The following is a 17,734-nucleotide window of genomic DNA, read 5'->3' as shown; positions in this document are numbered from 1 at the left end:
CCCTCATTTTAGCATCAATAAGGTTAATTACCTTATTGGCTTTTTATAGCTTAAAACTTACAGCTTGTCAGAAGCTTCTGCTAGGTAGTCTGCAACGCCTTTAGCGTCTGCTTTCATACCTTTTTGACCTGGTGTCCAACCCGCTGGGCAAACTTCGCCATTTGTTTCGTGGAATTGGAGTGCTTCAACCATACGGATCATGTCATCAACGTTACGACCTAGGGGTAGGTTGTTAACGGTTTGGTGCTGAACAATGCCGTCTTTGTCGATTAAGAAAGACGCGCGTAGTGCAACGCCTTCTTCTGGGTGTTCAATGCCGTAAGCGCGAGTGATTTCGTGCTTAACGTCGGCAACCATAGTGAATTTAACTGGACCAATACCGCCCTTGTCTGGGCTAGTGTTGCGCCATGCGTGGTGAGTAAACTGGCTGTCAATTGAAACACCAATGACTTCAACGCCTAGTTCTTCAAACTTAGCCATGCGGTTGTCATGGGCAATAATTTCTGAAGGGCAAACAAAAGTGAAGTCTAAAGGCCAGAAAAATACCATGCGGTATTTGCCGTTAGTGTCTGAAAGCTTAAAGCTATCAACAATCGTGCCGTCGCCTTTAACAGCGGGTGCATCAAAATCAGGTGCTTTGCGAGTAACTAATACGCTCATCTTTATTTCTCCGTTGAGAACAAAATTAAAGTGTGTTTTAGCCCTACTAGCTAAGGTGTCTAAGCAGGATGTAATTAAGAATAAGGTTTTAGGCGGCGCTAAGCAACTTCATTAAGCTAATTGATTCGATAGATTTTAGTAATTGCTGCCTAGTCGATAGTGCCTAGATTGAAGAGTGTATACTGGCTAGCCTTTTAAAACCTAATCTTAAGTATTTACAGAGTTGAGCCAGTGAAAAACCGCCTTGTGTATGCCCACCTAGCTTTAGTTTTAGCTATGGTTATTTGGGGTAGCTCATTTACATTTTTAAAAATTGCTATTGAAGTTATGCACCCTATGCAGGTGATTTTTTTACGCTTGTTAGTAGGTAGTTTGGTATTGCTGCCTTTTATAGGCTGGCTGCTACGCGGCGTGAGTTACCAAGCCGGTGATTGGAAGTGGCTGTTAGCCATGGCCTTGTTTGAACCCTGCCTATATTTTGTGTTTGAAGGCATGGCCATGAAATATACCAGCGCTACCCAAGCGGGTTTGGTGACTAGCGTGTTGCCTTTAATGATTGCTGCGGGAGCATGGTTTTTTCTACGTGAAAAAATTGCCGGGCGTCAATGGCTGGGTTTTTCTTTGGCGGTAGGTGGCGTTTTGTGGATATCTTTACATAGTCAGGTGACTGCTCATGCATCTAATCCGCCTTTGGGAAATTTTTTAGAGTTTTTGGCAGTGTTAAGTGCAACCGGTTACACCTTGTTAGCTAAACACCTTAGTCACCGTTATAACCCTTTCTTCTTAACTGCCATGCAAACACTGTTAGGCACTCTGTTCTTTCTTCCTTTAGCGTTAATGCAGCCCTTGCCAACAAGCATTGAGCCTAGGGCACTAGAGGCGATAGTGTTTATGGGGGTGGTAATTAGTGTGGGTGCTTATGGTTTGTACAACTTGGCACTTAGTAAGTTAACGGCAACGGTGGTTAGCACCTATATAAACTTGATACCTATATTTAGCTTATTTTTTGCCATGTTGTTGCTACACGAAAGCTTAAACCTGCAACAATGGTTAGCCTGCGGAGTGATTTTTGCTGGTATAGCCGTCAGCCAGTCAAAGAAAAGATTGGTGTAGAAATAATTGCTAAGCAATTAAATAAAATTGGGGGGTTAGGATATTAAAATTTAGTAAGGAATTTAAAGCTATATGCCATAAGGCTTAGAGGGGTTTTAGTGGTGCCGGCACCAAGAGTCGAACTCGGGACCTACTGATTACAAGTCAGTTGCTCTACCAACTGAGCTATACCGGCTTCACTAAAACTTTAGGTGGCTGGGGTAGGAAGATTCGAACTCCCGAATGGCTGGACCAAAACCAGCTGCCTTACCACTTGGCGATACCCCAACTTAAACCTAATGTATCTATACATCTTGTTGATGGTGGCCAGAGGCGGAATCGAACCGCCGACACAGGGATTTTCAATCCCTTGCTCTACCGACTGAGCTATCTGGCCTCAACGGAAACGTATTAAATAGATTTACCTCTGAATCGTCAAGCATTTTTTAAATTATTTTCAATGTATTTTGTAAAGTGTTGTTTTTAAAGACTTTATTTATTGAGGCTTTAAGCTGGGTTGGTCGGTACATAACCTTCAATTTGATCGAGTGCTTCATTGTTGAAGAACTTTTCCATTTGATCTTGTAAATAAGTACGTGCTTCGGGCTGAAAAACCTTTAGCCGTTTTTCATTAATTAAACGTGTTTGGTGGGCCATCCATTCATCCCAAGCTTGCTTGGAAATGCTGTTGAGTAGATCTAATCCTTTTTGACCAGGTAAAGGTGGTGCGGTAAGCGCAGGTAAATCTTGTTGATATTTGCGGCAAAAAACAGTGGTGGACATTAATCGTCTCCTAAATTTATTCGGGTTAATTAAACTTTTAGCTAAGCAGGTAAGGTAAAGAAGGCAAAAGTTTTTTAACGGGAGCAGCTAAACCTATGCTTCCAAATTCATTTTGATCATACCAGTTTAAACCTTGGCTGTAGTGGGCGCTGTTTTCAGCTAGCTGCTGCTTGGGTAGTTGTGCGATGTTAAGGTGAAGGGTTAAGCGATAATGGCTAAAAATATGTTCTTGAGCCGGTTTGGTTGCATCTAACATTTTTGCTGTAGGTTGATGCGTTGCCAGCCAGTTTTTTAGTGCTGCTTGGCTTGCAAATTCTGGCAGGCTCCATAAACCGCCCCAAATGCCTTTATCGGGTCGCTTTTCTAATTGGATGGCTTGGTTGGCATCAAACAGAATTAAAGCATAGCGTGTTTGTTCGGGTAATACTTTTTTAGGGCGTGGTGTGGGCAGTATTGCGATTAAGTTTTGTGCTTTAGCCGCACAACCGCTAGCAACGGGGCAAAGTTCGCACTTGGGTTTGCTGCGTGTGCAAAGCGTTGCACCTAAATCCATTATGGCTTGGGTGTATTCGGGAAGCTGTTCGTTAGGGGTTAGTTTATCGGCAGCTTGCCATAATTGTTTGGTGACTTGTGATTTGCCATACCAGCCTTCAATCGCAAAATAACGCGCTACCACGCGCTTAACATTGCCATCTAAAATGACCGCCCTTTGTCCGGTACTGAATGCACAAATGGCTGCTGCTGTAGACGGGCCGATACCGGGTAGGTTTTTCATTGCTTCTAGGCTATTAACAGGAAATTCACCTTGATATTCATTAACCACCTGTTGGGCGCAGCGGTGCAAATTCCTCGCGCGAGTGTAGTAACCTAACCCAGCCCAGAGGTGCATTACTTCATCGCTAGTGGCTGTTGCTAAGCTGTTAACATTGGGGAAACGTGCAATAAAACGCTGGTAATAGTCAATGACAGTGATAACTTGCGTTTGTTGAAGCATGATTTCAGAAACCCAGATATTGTAGGGCTGGCGGTTTTCTTGCCAAGGTAAATTTTTTCTACCGTAGGTTTGATACCAGTGCAATAATTGGTTGGCAAAGTGATTGGATGTGGCTATCGACATACTTTTCTCTAAGTTAATTGAGGTAGGTAAGTTTAACTTGTATGTTAAACTTATCAGCATTTGCATTTGAAATTATTTGGCTTTAGATTGGCTTGCTTGAATTAGCCAAACTTTATAATAAAAAACTTTAATAGCGGATTAGCAAATAGTGCGCCATTAGACTCTAAGCGAGTGCAAGAGATGGATTCTCTAGTTATAGAAGATGACCAAAAAGTTATTATTGCTCAACAACTACGGTTGAGGCGCTCTTTAATGGCGGTTGGTGCTGGTTTTGCTAACAGTTTAGTTATACTGGTTGCTTGGCAGTTAGGTTATGTGTTTTTTAGTGAAAAATCACTGGCCGTCTACTTTGTTATTTCTAGCCTAGGTTATACCCTGTTTCCATTCTTAATTTACACCAATAAAAACTTAAAATACGCTGATCCCAGCATGACCAGTCAACAAATAGGTTGGCAGTTGTTAATGGTAGCTGTATGTATGTATGCAGCACCTAGTATACGTGAATTGTTGATTGTTAATTTTTTACTGATTCTCTTGTTCGCTGTTTTTCGCTATTCACCTAAACGCCTACCAATCCTGTCTTTAGTGTTGTTAACGAGTTATTTATTGGTTATTTTAGCACAGGTTATTTGGAGTCCTATTACCATCCATTGGCAGCATGAATTGGTGACTAGCCTTGTTTTTTTACTGGGTTTAATCGGGGTTAGTCTGCTGGGGATTGAAATAGGTAATTTGCGTGTAGCGCTTAAAAAACGCAATGAATATTTAGCCATTATAACAGCTAAATATGAACAGTTAGCCGTGACTGATGAGTTAACGGGTTTATATAATCGTCGTCATTTAATGAAGATTTTACACCGTCAAAAAAGTTTAAGTGATCGAGGTGATTACCATTTTTCAATCGGTTTTTTTGATCTTGATCATTTTAAGCAAGTTAATGATACTTATGGTCATGGTTCGGGCGATAAAGCATTAATTGCTGTTGCTGAAGAAATTTCTCGCAGTTTGCGTGATGTTGATTATGTCGCACGTATTGGTGGTGAAGAATTTGTAGTGGTATTAGCGCAAACGGGTTATACCGAAGCCTTACGCATTGCTGAACGCTTTCGTGCCGATTTAGAAAAGTTGGTGATAAAACTTGCAGATGGTTACCCTGATTTGTCTTTGACTACTTCGATTGGCATTGCAACTTACCAACCAGAAGAGTTGGTTAATGTGTTAATTCAGCGTGCAGATAAAGCCGTTTATGCAGCAAAAACTTGTGGTCGTAACTGTGTGGTGGGTGAAAAAGAATTGCCCGAATACCATGTTAAAAAGCCAACAAAAGACCCTTCTTTATCTTTAGCATTAAACCCCATCGAATAACACTTCAACTGGCATTTAATAATCAAGCAGCAGCAACACTAGCGCTTGGCTTGAAAAAAATCCTCTAAAAGCTTTTTAGCAAAAGATTTAAGTAAGCCGCTTTTTACTTCTAGTTGGTGATTAAACCAAGGTTGTGCGGGTAAGTTACATACCGAAGCAATCACGCCGGTACGTGGCTCTTTAGCGCCATAGTAAAGGGTTTTAATGCGGGCATTGATGATAGCGCCTATGCACATGGTGCAAGGTTCTAGGGTGACGTATAACACGCAGTTGTTTAAACGGTAATTGCTGGTGTTTTTGCAGGCATCGCGGATGGCTTGAATTTCTGCATGGGCGGTTGCATCTTGTTGGCTAATGCATTGGTTAAATCCTCGTCCAATAATCTCACCTTCCGCATTGACTAAAACCGCACCTACAGGCACCTCGCCTAAAGCAGCTGCCTTGGCAGCTAACTCTAAAGCTCGGTGCATATAGTATTCAGGCTTGTGAGCCATTATTCCTGTTCACTATTATTCCCACTCAATAGTCGCTGGTGGCTTAGATGAAACATCGTAAGCAACGCGCGATACATGAGGGATTTCATTAATAATGCGGCTAGAAACTTTTTCTAATAACTCGTAAGGCAAGTGCGCCCAACGTGCAGTCATAAAGTCGATGGTTTCTACAGCACGCAAAGCAATCACCCATTCGTAACGACGGGTATCACCTACAACACCTACCGATTTTATGGGTAAGAAAACGGCAAAGGCTTGGCTGGTTTTTTCATACCAACCGGCAGCACGCAGTTCTTCAATAAAAATGGCATCGGCTTCACGCAGAATGTCAGCATAGTCTTGCTTAATTTCACCAAGAATACGCACACCCAAACCCGGTCCTGGAAAGGGGTGGCGATAAACCATATCATGCGGTAAACCCAGTTCAACACCAATGCGGCGTACTTCGTCTTTAAAGAGTTCGCGCAAGGGTTCAACTAAATCCATACGCATGGTTTCAGGCAAACCACCGACGTTATGGTGCGATTTAATAACGTGCGCTTTACCATTTTTAACCGCAGCCGATTCAATAACGTCTGGGTAGATAGTGCCTTGGGCTAAGAAATCAACATCGGTTAGCTTGGTAGCTTCTTCATCAAAAATATCAATAAAGGTGTTGCCAATAATTTTACGCTTGGCTTCAGGGTCGCTAACGCCTTTTAGTCGGTCTAAAAATAGCTGTTCTGCATTGACCCGAATAACCCGTACACCCATATTGTTGGCGAACATCTCCATGACTTGATCGCCTTCATTTTTGCGTAGCAGGCCATGATCGACAAATACGCAGGTTAGCTGATCGCCAATGGCTTTGTGTAAAAGCGCTGCAACAACGGAGGAATCAACCCCACCCGAAAGTCCCAGCAGTACTTTCTTATTGCCTACTTGCTCTTGCACGCGCTGAGTCATGTCTTCAATGATTTGTGCGGGTGTCCACAAAGCTTCACATTTGCAAATTTCTAATAAAAAATGCTCAATCATACGTTTGCCTTGCAAGGTATGAGTGACTTCAGGGTGAAATTGCACCCCAAAAAAACGGTTTTCTTCATGGCTAATCGCGGCAATCGGGCAGCTAGGTGTTGATGCTGTTACCTGAAAGCCTTCGGGCAGACTAATCACTTTATCACCATGACTCATCCACACATCAAGCAGCTTTTTGCCATCTTTTAAGTGATCGCTAATGGCGTGAAATAAAGCCGTTTCTGTTGCTAGCTGAATTTGTGCATAACCAAATTCCCGTTGTTCTGAGCTTTCTACTTTGCCGCCCAGTTGTTCTGCCATGGTTTGCATACCATAGCAAACACCCAATACAGGTACGCCTAAAGTGAACACTGCTTGTGGCGCACGCGGTGAACCTTCTGCTGTTACCGATTCTGGGCCACCAGCAAGAATAATGCCTTTCGGTGCCATCGCCAGCAGATCAGCTTCTTGCATATCGTAGGCATGAATTTCACAATAAACCCCCAGCTCACGAACACGGCGTGCAAGAAGTTGGGTGTACTGAGAGCCAAAATCTAAAATTAAGATTTTGTGCGCGTGAATGTCTTGCATGCTGTTAGACCTCTTTAACTGACACGGTAATTGGGTGCTTCTTTGGTGATTTGTACATCGTGGACGTGGGATTCTTGGATGCCAGCGCCGGTAATTTTTACAAAGCTGGTTTTAACCCGCATTTGCTCAATGCCGTTGCTGCCGGTATAACCCATCGAAGCACGCAAGCCACCCATTAACTGGTGAACAATCGCGCTCATAGCACCTTTGTAAGGTACGCGGCCTTCAATGCCTTCAGGTACCAGTTTTTCTACGCCAGCATCTTTATCTTGGAAATAGCGATCAGAAGAACCCTGAGATTGCCCCATAGCGCCTAAAGAACCCATGCCGCGATAGGCTTTATAAGTACGACCTTGGAAGAGTTCAATTTCGCCCGGTGCTTCTTCAGTACCCGCTAATAAACCACCGACCATAATAACGTGAGCACCCGCAGCAATGGCTTTGGATAAATCGCCAGAAAAGCGTACACCGCCATCAGCAATTAAAGGAATGCCATAGGGTTTTAGGGCTTCAGCAACGTTAGAAACAGCAGAGATTTGTGGCACGCCCACACCAGCAACGATGCGCGTAGTACAAATAGAACCCGGGCCAATACCCACTTTAACGCCATCTGCACCGGCTTCAGCTAAAGCAACAGCGGCTTCAGCGGTGGCAATGTTGCCGCCAATGACATCCACTTGTGGAAAGTTTTCTTTAACCCAACGCACTCGATCAATAACGCCTTTAGAGTGACCGTGAGCGGTATCCACTACAATTACGTCTACGCCTGCTTCAACCAGTGCTGCAACTCTATCGGCTGTTTCAGTACCAGTACCAACAGCGGCACCGACTCTTAGACTACCGTTGCTATCTTTGGTAGCCAGTGGGTAAGTTTGGGCTTTTTCAACATCGCGGAAGGTGACTAGGCCGCGTAGATTAAATTCTTTATCAACTAACAGCATTTTTTCAATGCGGTGCTCGTAAAGACGCGCTTTGATATTTTCTAATGGGGTATTTTCTAGTGCCGTTACTAGCTTGTTTTGCGGTGTCATAATCGCAGCAACGGTATCACCTTCATAAGGTTTCACGCGTAAGTCGCGCCCTGTCACTATGCCGACTAATTTACCCGCTTCAACCACTGGAAAGCCTGAAAAACCGTATTCTTCAGCCATTTTTAGTAGTTCATGAAGCTTGGTAGTCGGTGCAACGGTCACTGGGTCTTTAACCACTACGCTTTCGTATTTTTTTACTTTGCGTACTTCAGCGGCCTGCTGAGTAATGGTCATGTTTTTGTGGATAATACCCAAGCCGCCTTCTTGTGCCATAGCAATGGCAAGACGCGCTTCAGTAACTGTGTCCATTGCCGCAGAAACTAAAGGAATGTTTAGCTCTACGTTGCGGGTAATGCGTGTTTTAAGGCTGACGTCTTTAGGCAGGATTTCGGAGTAACCGGGTACCAGCAAAACGTCATCGAAGGTTAAAGCTTCTTCAACGATACGTAACATAGATGACCTGCAATTCAGGGGGATGAAGGGAGAAAATAATAGTGCTATTTTAGCTGACCCAGCGATTATCGTAAACGCTGGGTTTGGTTAATCGCTTATTTAGCGTCTAAACAGTACAAGGTGTGTAAAGGATGGCTAACATCCTGACCTTGATATGTTAGATTAGCAGGCTTGCTATTGGTTTACTGTTTTAACAAGGATACCTGCTTACATGACCGCCTCCAGCACCGGAGAAGTTTTTCCACCCACTCATTCAGTTGGATTGGTGGAACCCCAAGTTTGCCAATTTAATCAGCCACTTCATTTAGCCAGCGGCAGCGTGTTGCAAGACTGGCAGTTAATGATTGAAACCTACGGCGAATTAAATACGGATGCCAGCAATGCTGTGCTTATTTGTCACGCCTTATCGGGTAATCATCATGCTGCTGGTTACCATTCAGAAGACGATACTAAGCCGGGTTGGTGGGATGCTTACATCGGCCCTGGCAAACCGATTGATACGCAGCACTTTTTTGTAGTCTCGTTAAATAATTTGGGTGGTTGTCACGGCTCTACGGGGCCTTCTTCAATAGATCCAGCTACGGGTCAGCCGTTTGGTCCAGACTTTCCAGTGTTAACTGTGAGTGATTGGGTGGATTCTCAAGCACTTTTAGCCGACCGTTTAGGTATTCAACAATGGGCGGCAATAGTGGGCGGCAGTTTAGGCGGAATGCAGGTTTTAGAATGGTCGTTACGTTATCCACAACGCCTGCGCCATGCTGTAGTTGTTGCTAGCTCGCCTAAGTTATCGGCACAGAACATTGCTTTTAATGAGGTGGCGCGCCAAGCCATAATGTCTGATCCAGAGTTTTGTGATGGGCGCTATCAAGAAGCCGATGTTATTCCACGCCACGGTGTGGCTTTGGCGCGCATGGTGGGACATATCACTTACCTTTCAGAACACTCGATGGGCGAAAAGTTTGGTCGTGATCTGCGTACCGATAAACTCAATTACGGCTTTGGTATCGACTTTGAAGTGGAATCTTATTTGCGCTATCAGGGAAAAAGCTTTTCTGAGCGTTTTGATGCCAACACCTATTTATTAATGACCAAAGCTTTAGATTATTTTGACCCTGCCAAAACTTTTGATGGTGATTTAGTTAAGGCCTTAGCACCTATTCAATGCCGCTTTTTAGTGGTTAGCTTTAGTACCGACTGGCGTTTTTCACCACGTCACTCTGAAGAATTAGTGAATGCTTTAACCGCAGCACAAAAGCGTGTTAGCTATGCCCGCATTAAATCACCGCATGGGCACGATGCTTTTTTAATTCCCGATGAGCGTTATGAAGCTGTCTTTACTGCCTTTATGCAGCGTGCTGCCCAAGAAATTAAGCAAGGGGAGGCAAGTTAAATGCGCCAAGACTTAACCATTATTGCCAATTGGGTAGAACCTAACAGCCGAGTATTAGACCTCGCCTGTGGCGATGGCGAGCTGCTGCACTATTTAGAAGAAAACAAAGGTGTGGTGGGTTATGGTTTAGAAATTGATGCCGAGCAGATTACCGCTTGTATTGCTAGAGGTGTCGATGTTCTAGAGCAAGACTTGAACCGTGGGTTAAGCAACTTTGCAAACAGCAGTTATGACACGGTTATTATGACGCAGGCGCTGCAAGTGTTAAGGCGACAAGACCTAGCCCTTGATGAAATGCTGCGTGTTGGGCAAGAGGCGATAGTGACTTTTCCTAATTTTGCGCATTGGACTAATCGCTTTTATTTAAGCTGGAAAGGTCAAATGCCTATGTCAAAAACCTTGCCGCACCAATGGTATGACACACCCAATATTCATTTGTTTACCTTTAAAGATTTTGAAGCCTTGTGCCATAAAAAAGGTTTAAAAATTCTTGATCGAGCCGTGGGTGATTTTGCTTATAAAAGCCATTGGAAGGCCCGTTTATGGCCGAACTTATTTGGTGAAGTCGCTATCTACAGAATTGGTCGTTAACTTTTATTGAGGAAAGGCACTATGTTGCGTCGGAATTTTTTATTATCAGGATTCTTGTTGGTTGCTCTAAGCTTTTTACCACTTACGCTTTTGGCTCAAGATAAAAATATGGAAAAGGTGGGTGACTACGAGATTTATTACGATGTATTGCCGACTAGCTTTTTAAGCCCGCAGGTTGCTCAAGGTTATAGTGTGGTGCGTAGTAAAGGTCAAGGTATGGTGCGTGTTACTGTTTTGCATCGCCTCACCGATGGTTCTAGCGAGCCGGTTAAAGCAAGGGTTTCAGGTCATGCGGGTAACTTGGCAGGGCAGTTAAACGGGTTAAGTTTTCATACCCATGAGGTGGGTCAAAACCAAGGCATTTTTAATCTAGCCACTTTCCGTTTTGTTCACGATGATCCCATGCGTTTTAACCTGCGTGTTACTTATTCTTCTAAACAGCCCGCCTATGAGTTAGCTTTTATTCGCCGTCTCTACATGGACTAAGCCAAGGTATTTTTTATGACTATTACTGTAACCATGACTAAAAAAAAATTAATTCTAGCCAGTGGCAATGCTGGTAAATTAAGCGAGTTTTCAGGCTTATTAGCGCCTTTGGGTTGGCAGGTAGAAGCACAAAACTTGCACCAAGTACCTGAAGCGGCTGAAACAGGTTTAACCTTTGTTGAAAATGCCATTATTAAAGCCCGTAACGCCGCCCTACATACGGGCTTTGCTGCCTTGGCGGATGATTCAGGTATTGAAGTAGATGCTTTGCAAGGCGCTCCGGGCATTTATTCCGCCCGTTTTGCTGGCGAAGGCAGTAAAGATGCAGACAATAACGCCTACCTGTTACAAAAACTCCAAAATGTACCCGCAGCAGAACGCACGGCTCGTTATTGGTGTGTGCTGGTGTTTTTGCGTTTTGCTGAAGACCCAACCCCGGTTATTGTGCAAGCCAGCTGGGAAGGGCAAATATTAACTGCGCCCAAGGGTGAAGGTGGTTTTGGTTATGATCCTTTATTTTGGTTACCTGAACTTGGCAAAACAGCGGCAGAGCTAAGCAGCGAGTTAAAAAACCAGCTCTCGCACCGTGGCATTGCTAGCCAACAACTGATTCAGGCATTAAACCAGCGCTATCCTGCTAATGATTGAGTTAGCCAAGCCTTTACCGCCTTTATCCCTTTATGTGCACCTGCCTTGGTGTGTTCAAAAGTGCCCTTACTGTGATTTTAATTCCCATGCGCTAGATACCAGTGCGGTCGCAGGCGCTAAACCTCGCCTAGATACCTTGGTCGAAAAGCAGTATGTTCAAGCTTTGCTGGCCGATTTAGATTTTGATTTAAAAGCTTTTCCAGACGTAGCCGAGCGCCCGATTGTTTCTATATTTTTTGGTGGTGGCACACCCAGTTTAATGTCACCGCAAGGTTATCAAGCTTTTTTTGCTGGTTTAAAAAGTCGTTTACAGCTAGTTGATGATTGTGAAATTACCCTAGAAGCCAATCCTGGCACGGTAGAACAAGGCAAGTTCAGCGGTTATCGTGAAGCGGGTATTAATCGTTTATCCATGGGCGTGCAGTCTTTTGCAGATAAACAACTTAAAGCCCTAGGGCGCATTCATAGTGGGCAAGAAGCGGTGACCGCCGTTGCCGCAGCACGCAAAGCTGGCTTTGATAACTTTAACCTAGACCTAATGCATGGCTTGCCGGAACAAACTCAAAGCTTGGCGCTGGCGGATATTCAGCAAGCGTTAGATTTACAGCCTACCCATTTATCTTGGTATCAACTCACCCTAGAGCCTAATACCGAATTTTATCGCCGCCCACCTAAGTTGCCAGAAGAAGATACCCTAGCTGCCATTCAAGATGCAGGTAGCGAGCTTTTGCAGCAGGCAGGTTTTATTCACTATGAAGTCTCAGCCTTTGCTCTTAAAGGCAAACAAGCTAGGCATAACCTGAACTATTGGAGTTTTGGCGATTACCTAGGTCTAGGCGCTGGCGCGCATGGCAAGTTAAGTCGTTTTAATTCGGCAGGCGAACTGGTGATTGAAAGGCGTTGGAAAACCCGTCAGCCACAAGCTTATTTATCACGTTTAATTGAGAATCGTGATTTTTTAGCCGGTACGGAAGTTTTAACCGCCGATGAATTACCCATCGAATTTATGATGAATGCGCTGCGTTTAGCCGATGGAGTGGAGGCAAAAAGTTATCCACTGAGAACGGGGTTAAATTTAGCCGATTTACAGCCACAAATTCAGGCCTTAAAGCAGCGAGAACTCTGGACAAATGACAATAATAGAATTGCTTGTTCAGCTTTAGGCTGGCGCTGGTTAAACACAACGCTTGAACAGTTTATAAAAATTTAACTAACAAAGTTATCCACAGGTGGATCAGTATGAAAAAACATAAAAAATCTTGGCTAGGTGTAAGTTTTTTGTTAGCAAGCTTAGTGCTGTTAACGGCTTGTTCTAGTAATGAATCAAAGCACCCAGAGTTGCCAAAACTGAATACAACTACTGAGCGCTTATACATAGCTGGTATTTCTTCAGGTGGCTATTTGACACACCAGTTACACCTAGCTTGGCCGGATGAAATACGTGGCGTGGCTGTGTTTGCGGCAGGTCCTTATGCTTGTGCTAAAGACGGTGTTACCGCTGCTTTATTCAACTGCATGGCGGTTAGCCGTGGTGCGCCCAGCGCCGAAAAAAGCTTGGCACTGATTGAAGAAGCAGCTAAAGAAGACGAGCTAGGTGATCCTAAATTAGTGGCCAATAGCCGCGTTTATCTTTATAAAGCAGAGGCAGATCCAGTGGTCGCACAAGCTGTCTCTATTGCCTTAGAAAAAACTTATGCACAGCTGGCGCCTGAAGGTTTGGAAATTCATACACAAGCTTTAGCCGGTCATGGTTTGCCCACTTTAGATAAAGGTGTTGCTTGTGAAAAAACCGCCGCACCCTATGTGAATGCCTGTGGCTATTCTGGCGCAGCAGAAAGCTTGAATTACCTTGATGGACCCGCCAAAAAAGCGGTTCAAGCTGAAGCCACGGGTCAGTTATTATCGTTTAATCAAAATACGTTTAAGGCAGAAAAAAGCAAAGGTTTAGCCGAAGAAGGTTTTTATTATGTACCCGAACAATGTGTAGCTGGTGGCTGTGGTTTGCAGGTTGTTTTGCATGGTTGTGAGCAGGGTGCAGAAGAAGTAGGCGAAGACTTTATGCGGTTAAGTGGTTATTTGCAGCAGGCCGATGCTCGTGATCTAGTTGTACTTTTTCCTCAAGCAAAAAACAGTTTGCCTAACCCTAAAGGCTGCTGGGATTGGTGGGGTTATGAATCAAAAGCCTTTGCTACTCGTGAAGGGCCGCAAATGCAGGCAATTCATGCCATGTGGCAGCACTTAAATTCAGCGCCTTAGCGTTTTGCTGAATTAGCTTTTAACGGTGAAGTCGAAATAGCTGCCGTAGGTGGTGCTAGTGGTTAGGTTATTAATTAATACACTAGCTCGCCACACCATAACCGCTTCAGTGCAAATGCTAAGAATAGGGTTGGCAGTAAATAGTCCCTCGCCTTGATAAATCATGGGTGTACGGTTATAACCCATGTACATATCACGGCCTTGCAAGTCGATTTCTAGCTGTAGGTTTTTGAGCTCTTCTTCACTGTAACCTTCTAGCTGTACACGAATAGGTAGACTCTCTAAGGGTTTGGGTTCTTGTTTGTCTAGCCTAAATGTTAGGTGTTTTTGTCCATCTAGCTTAACAAAACAGGTGTCTTGTGGAAGCTGGCAGCTAGCGGCAGAATACCAAGTGACTTGTCCAGCCTGCTTAGTATGGAGGTAGTTAGTGACATACCAAATAGCTAACAAAATACCCACAAGAGTAATGAGTATTAACAAGTTAATAGGGTAGGGCGTTTTACGCTTATCCGGTATAGAGTTCATTAATCAACATCTCAAAAAAGCAGTCCACCAGCTTAACAAAGCGTTATCTAAACCGCCTGTGGTCAGATGACGCATAAATAAGGATTTTCAAGTATATGTTGTCATTAGTCCATGCGCTTGGCCCAGTTTTTATGGTTATTCTAATTGGCGCATTGCTTAAAAAAATAAGGTTTCCTTCCATTGAATTTTGGCCACAATTAGAGCGCTTAGTTTATTACTTTTTATTCCCTGCCATGCTGGCCACCCGCCTAGCCCTTGCCGATTTTTCTGGTGTGGCGGTGGGTCGAGTTTTACTGGCAGTATTTTTATTGTTAATAGCAATGACACTTCTGCTTGTTATTCTACGTCGTTTTATTAGCCGCTCTGGGCCAGAGTTTACTTCTATCTATCAAGGTGGAATTAGGTTTAACACCTATGTTGCTATAGCGGCTTCGGCTGAATTGTTTGGCGGCTTAGGTTTAGCTTTGGCAGCAGTCATTATGGCAGTGATGATTCCCTTGCTGAATATTTTGTGCGTGTTTATCTTTTCACTTTATGCAGGTGAAGAGCGTATGAATGCACGTAGAACCTTTATAACGGTGATTAAAAATCCATTAATACTGGGTTGTTTGCTAGGTATATTTTTAAATATTACTGGCATAGGAATGCCTGGTTGGACTCAGCCAGTGATGGAAATTATTTCTCGGGCTGCTCTGCCCTTAGGATTATTGGCTGTGGGTGTGGCGCTGAATTTAGAGGCGTTGCGCTCGGCTAGTAAAGCGCTGTTTTATTCTAATTTAGCCAAGCTGTTGATAATGCCTTTGGTGGCTGTGGGTATTAGCCTGTTACTTAAACTTGAAGTACAAGAACAGGCCATGTTGGTGCTTTTTGCGGCCATGCCAACCGCAACCAGCGCTTATATTCTAGCCCGTCAATTAGGCGGTGATGCACCCTTAATGGCGGCGATAGTGACAGCACAAACACTGGTAGCGATGGTTACTTTGCCGCTGGTTATTTATTTAAACCAGTTGGCGTTTGGCTTGGTTTAAAGTTAGTTAGGCTTAAAGATTAGCGTGAACAATTTTTGTGCATTCGTCTTCAACATAAGCAATGCCATGCTTCTCGGCTAAAGCTTTGCAGTCTGGGTTACTAATACCTAATTGTAGCCAAATAGACTTAGCACCTATTTTTACTGCTTCTTCAGCAACGGGCAGGCAATCTTCTGCTTTACGAAAAATATCAACCATTTCAACTGGGTCAGGAATATCGCTTAGGCTGGCATAACAAGGCTGACCTAAGACTTCTTCATATTGAGGATTTACAAAGTAAAGTTTGTAGCCAGCATTTTTTAAATACACGGCAACTCGATTACTGGCACGGTCTGCTTTGTTAGAAATACCAACAATAGCGATGGATTTTGTGTCTTGCATCAATTTTTGTGCAGTGGTATTCATAGTTCTTCCTTTTTTTGCAGATAAATAACAACTCAATTTTAAGAGAGCATAGCATGACAAATACAACAAATGATGCCATTACGCTAGCTGATTTAGGTAAGGGTGTGGCTTTATTAACCCTTAACCAGCCAGAAAGCCGCAATAGCTTATCGCTGGCGATGCTAGAGTTATTAGACCAGCGTTTAGATGAAGTTAAAGACGATAAAGCATTTAAAGTGATTGTTATTGCCGCAGCAGGCAAGGTGTTTTGTGCAGGGCATAACTTAAAAGAAGTGCAAGGTCAGCTAGGCGACCATCAAGCGCAGTTAAAATTATTTAAGCGTTGCAGCGAAGTGATGCAAAAAATTGTTGAATTGCCACTAACTGTGATTGCTAGCGTAAGAGGGGTAGCCACCGCTGCCGGTTGTCAGCTAGTGGCTAGTTGTGATTTAGCCGTAGCAGCAGAAACCGCACGCTTTGCTACCCCTGGTGTAAATATTGGCTTGTTTTGCTCTACACCCATGGTGGCTTTAACCCGTAATGTACACCCTAAACATGCTATGGAAATGTTGTTAACCGGTGAAATGATTTCTGCCGCACGAGCTGAGCAAATCGGCTTAGTTAACCGAGTGGTTGCCGATGATGAGTTGGAGCAAAAAACCTTAGAGTTAGCCGAGTTAATTGCTTCTAAATCACCTAAAACCTTGGCGATAGGCAAAGAAGCTTTTTATACCCAAAACTCTATGTCATTAAGTGAAGCTTATAACTACACAGCTAAAGTAATGGCGGCAAACTTAGATATTTTAGATGCCAAAGAAGGCATTTGTGCTTTTGTTGAAAAGCGTCATCCCCAATGGCAGGGTAAGTAAAGGGGTGTGATGAATAATGGTTAACCCGCATTATTCATGAGGCTGTGAATCAGCCTCTCCGAACCGCTGTTTGACCCTGCTACCAGCGACCCTATGTGGCCTTTTTAACTGATTTTTTGTCACTTTCCAGCTTTCCTGAGCCTGATTTTCGACTCGCAGGCAGCCGTGATTCTCGGCTGTTGCCGATAATGCGTTGTGGATAACTGCCTGACTGCCTGCTGACGGTGGTTATTCTGTTTGTGGTCGATAAAGGGCTTCCAGCAAGATCGGCCACCACTTGTTGGCGGCAGCACCCAGATTGACCTTGATCTGCCGGGCATGAACGGTCAGGGTGGCGGCCACTTTCAGCAGCTGCTCTCTCAGACGCCTCAGGCTCCAGCCCTTGCCGGTTTTTTCTTCCATCAGGTAGCGCAAGCTGTGCATCAGCTGATAGGCGTAAAGACTCAGCAGCAGGTTAACCTGATTACGGGCCATCACCTGCTGAACCGTTGATGCCCCTCGATTGGTTGAAGGCAGGTGCAGGTCCAGGGTGGATTTTAACTCGCCCATATGGGCTTCGGCCTTGCCTCTTTTGCGGTACAGATCCAGCAACTGTTCGGCAGAGCACTCATATTCCTGCAGGTTGGTGACGATGAAGAAGGCGTGCAGGAAAAGGTCATCGGGTTTTTCCTGCACGACCAGTACCACCCTGCGCGGGTTTGCCCAGCTGTCGGCCTGATAGCTCAGGTCATGGCACCATTCTCGCAGTTCATCAGATGGACGACAGGTTTTTTCAGGTAGGGTTGAGCGAGCTTTTGCAGGCGGGAATTGCCTTTCAGGCGTCCCAGGTAGTGAATGTCTTTTTCTTCCAGTGGTGTCAGCCCTCGTGCATCACTACAAGCCAAGTGCCACAGAGGATCACCAGCCAGAACCTGAGTATCGCTTTGGTCAAACCAGCCCAGAGCGCGTTGCAGAATGACGGTACGCATCTGACTG

At 44.3% G+C, this 17,734-nt stretch carries 18 protein-coding genes, 3 tRNA genes and 1 pseudogene; 10 read left to right on the top strand and 12 right to left on the bottom strand.

Annotated elements, in window-relative coordinates; genetic code table 11:
* Window positions 1-57: 57 nt before the first annotated feature.
* Window positions 58-660, bottom strand: coding sequence for a peroxiredoxin (locus tag VJY63_RS04715; protein ID WP_324048597.1), 603 nt, complete (start codon window positions 658-660; stop codon window positions 58-60).
* A gap of 231 nt (window positions 661-891) precedes the next feature.
* Here VJY63_RS04715 and VJY63_RS04710 point away from each other — a divergent pair, with 231 nt between their 5' ends.
* Complete coding sequence (locus tag VJY63_RS04710) at window positions 892-1,773, top strand: DMT family transporter (protein WP_324048596.1); 882 nt, start codon at window positions 892-894, stop codon at window positions 1,771-1,773.
* Window positions 1,774-1,872: 99 nt separating this feature from the next.
* Here the strand turns inward: VJY63_RS04710 and VJY63_RS04705 are convergent.
* From VJY63_RS04705 to mutY, 5 genes are all read right to left on the bottom strand, one after another.
* Window positions 1,873-1,948, bottom strand: a tRNA-Thr gene (locus tag VJY63_RS04705).
* Between the two features lie 17 nt (window positions 1,949-1,965).
* Window positions 1,966-2,040, bottom strand: a tRNA-Gln gene (locus VJY63_RS04700).
* Between the two features lie 33 nt (window positions 2,041-2,073).
* Window positions 2,074-2,149: transfer RNA gene (locus VJY63_RS04695), tRNA-Phe, on the bottom strand.
* Window positions 2,150-2,259: 110 nt separating this feature from the next.
* Window positions 2,260-2,535, bottom strand: coding sequence for an oxidative damage protection protein (locus tag VJY63_RS04690; protein WP_324048595.1), 276 nt, complete (start codon window positions 2,533-2,535; stop codon window positions 2,260-2,262).
* A gap of 37 nt (window positions 2,536-2,572) precedes the next feature.
* The gene (gene mutY, locus VJY63_RS04685) at window positions 2,573-3,652 is read right to left on the bottom strand and encodes an A/G-specific adenine glycosylase (protein ID WP_324048594.1); all 1,080 of its coding nucleotides are present in this window, start codon (window positions 3,650-3,652) and stop codon (window positions 2,573-2,575) included.
* 180 nt (window positions 3,653-3,832) lie between these two features.
* Here mutY and VJY63_RS04680 point away from each other — a divergent pair, with 180 nt between their 5' ends.
* Window positions 3,833-5,017: a GGDEF domain-containing protein gene (locus tag VJY63_RS04680; RefSeq protein ID WP_324048593.1), complete on the top strand. Its 1,185-nt coding sequence runs from the start codon at window positions 3,833-3,835 to the stop codon at window positions 5,015-5,017.
* A gap of 38 nt (window positions 5,018-5,055) precedes the next feature.
* Here the strand turns inward: VJY63_RS04680 and tadA are convergent, their stop codons facing one another.
* Genes tadA through guaB form a run of 3 tightly spaced genes read right to left on the bottom strand, consistent with a single transcriptional unit; the run spans window position 5,056 to window position 8,582 of the window.
* Window positions 5,056-5,511, bottom strand: a complete 456-nt coding sequence (tadA, locus tag VJY63_RS04675) for a tRNA adenosine(34) deaminase TadA (protein WP_324048592.1) — start codon at window positions 5,509-5,511, stop codon at window positions 5,056-5,058.
* Window positions 5,512-5,526: 15 nt separating this feature from the next.
* Window positions 5,527-7,098 (bottom strand): glutamine-hydrolyzing GMP synthase, encoded by a 1,572-nt coding sequence (guaA, locus tag VJY63_RS04670; protein ID WP_324048591.1) that lies wholly within the window; start codon window positions 7,096-7,098, stop codon window positions 5,527-5,529.
* Between the two features lie 14 nt (window positions 7,099-7,112).
* Window positions 7,113-8,582: an IMP dehydrogenase gene (gene guaB, locus VJY63_RS04665; RefSeq protein WP_324048590.1), complete on the bottom strand. Its 1,470-nt coding sequence runs from the start codon at window positions 8,580-8,582 to the stop codon at window positions 7,113-7,115.
* Window positions 8,583-8,793: 211 nt separating this feature from the next.
* On the opposite strand from guaB, the gene metX reads away from it, so the two are divergent.
* Genes metX through VJY63_RS04635 form a run of 6 tightly spaced genes read left to right on the top strand, consistent with a single transcriptional unit; the run spans window position 8,794 to window position 13,953 of the window.
* Window positions 8,794-9,972 (top strand): homoserine O-succinyltransferase MetX, encoded by a 1,179-nt coding sequence (metX, locus tag VJY63_RS04660; protein ID WP_324048589.1) that lies wholly within the window; start codon window positions 8,794-8,796, stop codon window positions 9,970-9,972.
* Window positions 9,973-10,563, top strand: a complete 591-nt coding sequence (gene metW, locus VJY63_RS04655; protein ID WP_324048588.1) for a methionine biosynthesis protein MetW — start codon at window positions 9,973-9,975, stop codon at window positions 10,561-10,563.
* Between the two features lie 21 nt (window positions 10,564-10,584).
* Entirely contained in the window at window positions 10,585-11,049 is a 465-nt protein-coding gene (locus VJY63_RS04650; protein WP_324048587.1) for a DUF4426 domain-containing protein, read from the top strand.
* A 15-nt stretch (window positions 11,050-11,064) separates the two neighbouring features.
* The gene (gene rdgB / locus VJY63_RS04645) at window positions 11,065-11,697 is read left to right on the top strand and encodes an RdgB/HAM1 family non-canonical purine NTP pyrophosphatase (RefSeq protein ID WP_324048586.1); all 633 of its coding nucleotides are present in this window, start codon (window positions 11,065-11,067) and stop codon (window positions 11,695-11,697) included.
* Window positions 11,690-12,907, top strand: coding sequence for a radical SAM family heme chaperone HemW (gene hemW, locus VJY63_RS04640; protein ID WP_324048585.1), 1,218 nt, complete (start codon window positions 11,690-11,692; stop codon window positions 12,905-12,907). Before rdgB ends, hemW begins: the two co-directional genes overlap by 8 nt.
* Before the next feature lie 29 nt (window positions 12,908-12,936).
* A complete protein-coding gene (locus VJY63_RS04635; RefSeq protein ID WP_324048584.1) occupies window positions 12,937-13,953 on the top strand; it encodes a PHB depolymerase family esterase in 1,017 nt (338 codons plus the stop codon).
* A 12-nt stretch (window positions 13,954-13,965) separates the two neighbouring features.
* Here the strand turns inward: VJY63_RS04635 and VJY63_RS04630 are convergent, their stop codons facing one another.
* Window positions 13,966-14,478, bottom strand: coding sequence for a hypothetical protein (locus VJY63_RS04630; RefSeq protein ID WP_324048583.1), 513 nt, complete (start codon window positions 14,476-14,478; stop codon window positions 13,966-13,968).
* A gap of 95 nt (window positions 14,479-14,573) precedes the next feature.
* On the opposite strand from VJY63_RS04630, the gene VJY63_RS04625 reads away from it, so the two are divergent.
* On the top strand, window positions 14,574-15,506 hold the full coding sequence (locus VJY63_RS04625; RefSeq protein ID WP_324048582.1) for an AEC family transporter: 933 nt from the start codon (window positions 14,574-14,576) through the stop codon (window positions 15,504-15,506).
* Window positions 15,507-15,518: 12 nt separating this feature from the next.
* On the opposite strand, the gene VJY63_RS04620 is transcribed toward VJY63_RS04625, so the two are convergent.
* Window positions 15,519-15,911 (bottom strand): CoA-binding protein, encoded by a 393-nt coding sequence (locus tag VJY63_RS04620; protein WP_324048581.1) that lies wholly within the window; start codon window positions 15,909-15,911, stop codon window positions 15,519-15,521.
* 53 nt (window positions 15,912-15,964) lie between these two features.
* Between VJY63_RS04620 and VJY63_RS04615 the strand changes: the two genes are divergently transcribed.
* Window positions 15,965-16,759 carry an enoyl-CoA hydratase gene (locus tag VJY63_RS04615; protein WP_324048580.1) on the top strand — a complete coding sequence of 265 codons (795 nt, stop codon included), beginning with the start codon at window positions 15,965-15,967 and terminating at the stop codon, window positions 16,757-16,759.
* Between the two features lie 228 nt (window positions 16,760-16,987).
* Here the strand turns inward: VJY63_RS04615 and VJY63_RS04610 are convergent.
* Window positions 16,988-17,734, bottom strand: a pseudogene (locus tag VJY63_RS04610) (transposase); the annotation flags it as partial.

The organism is Marinospirillum sp. (genome assembly GCF_035271045.1).
GTDB lineage: Bacteria > Pseudomonadota > Gammaproteobacteria > Pseudomonadales > Halomonadaceae > Marinospirillum.
This window is presented reverse-complemented; position numbering and strand designations above follow the sequence as displayed.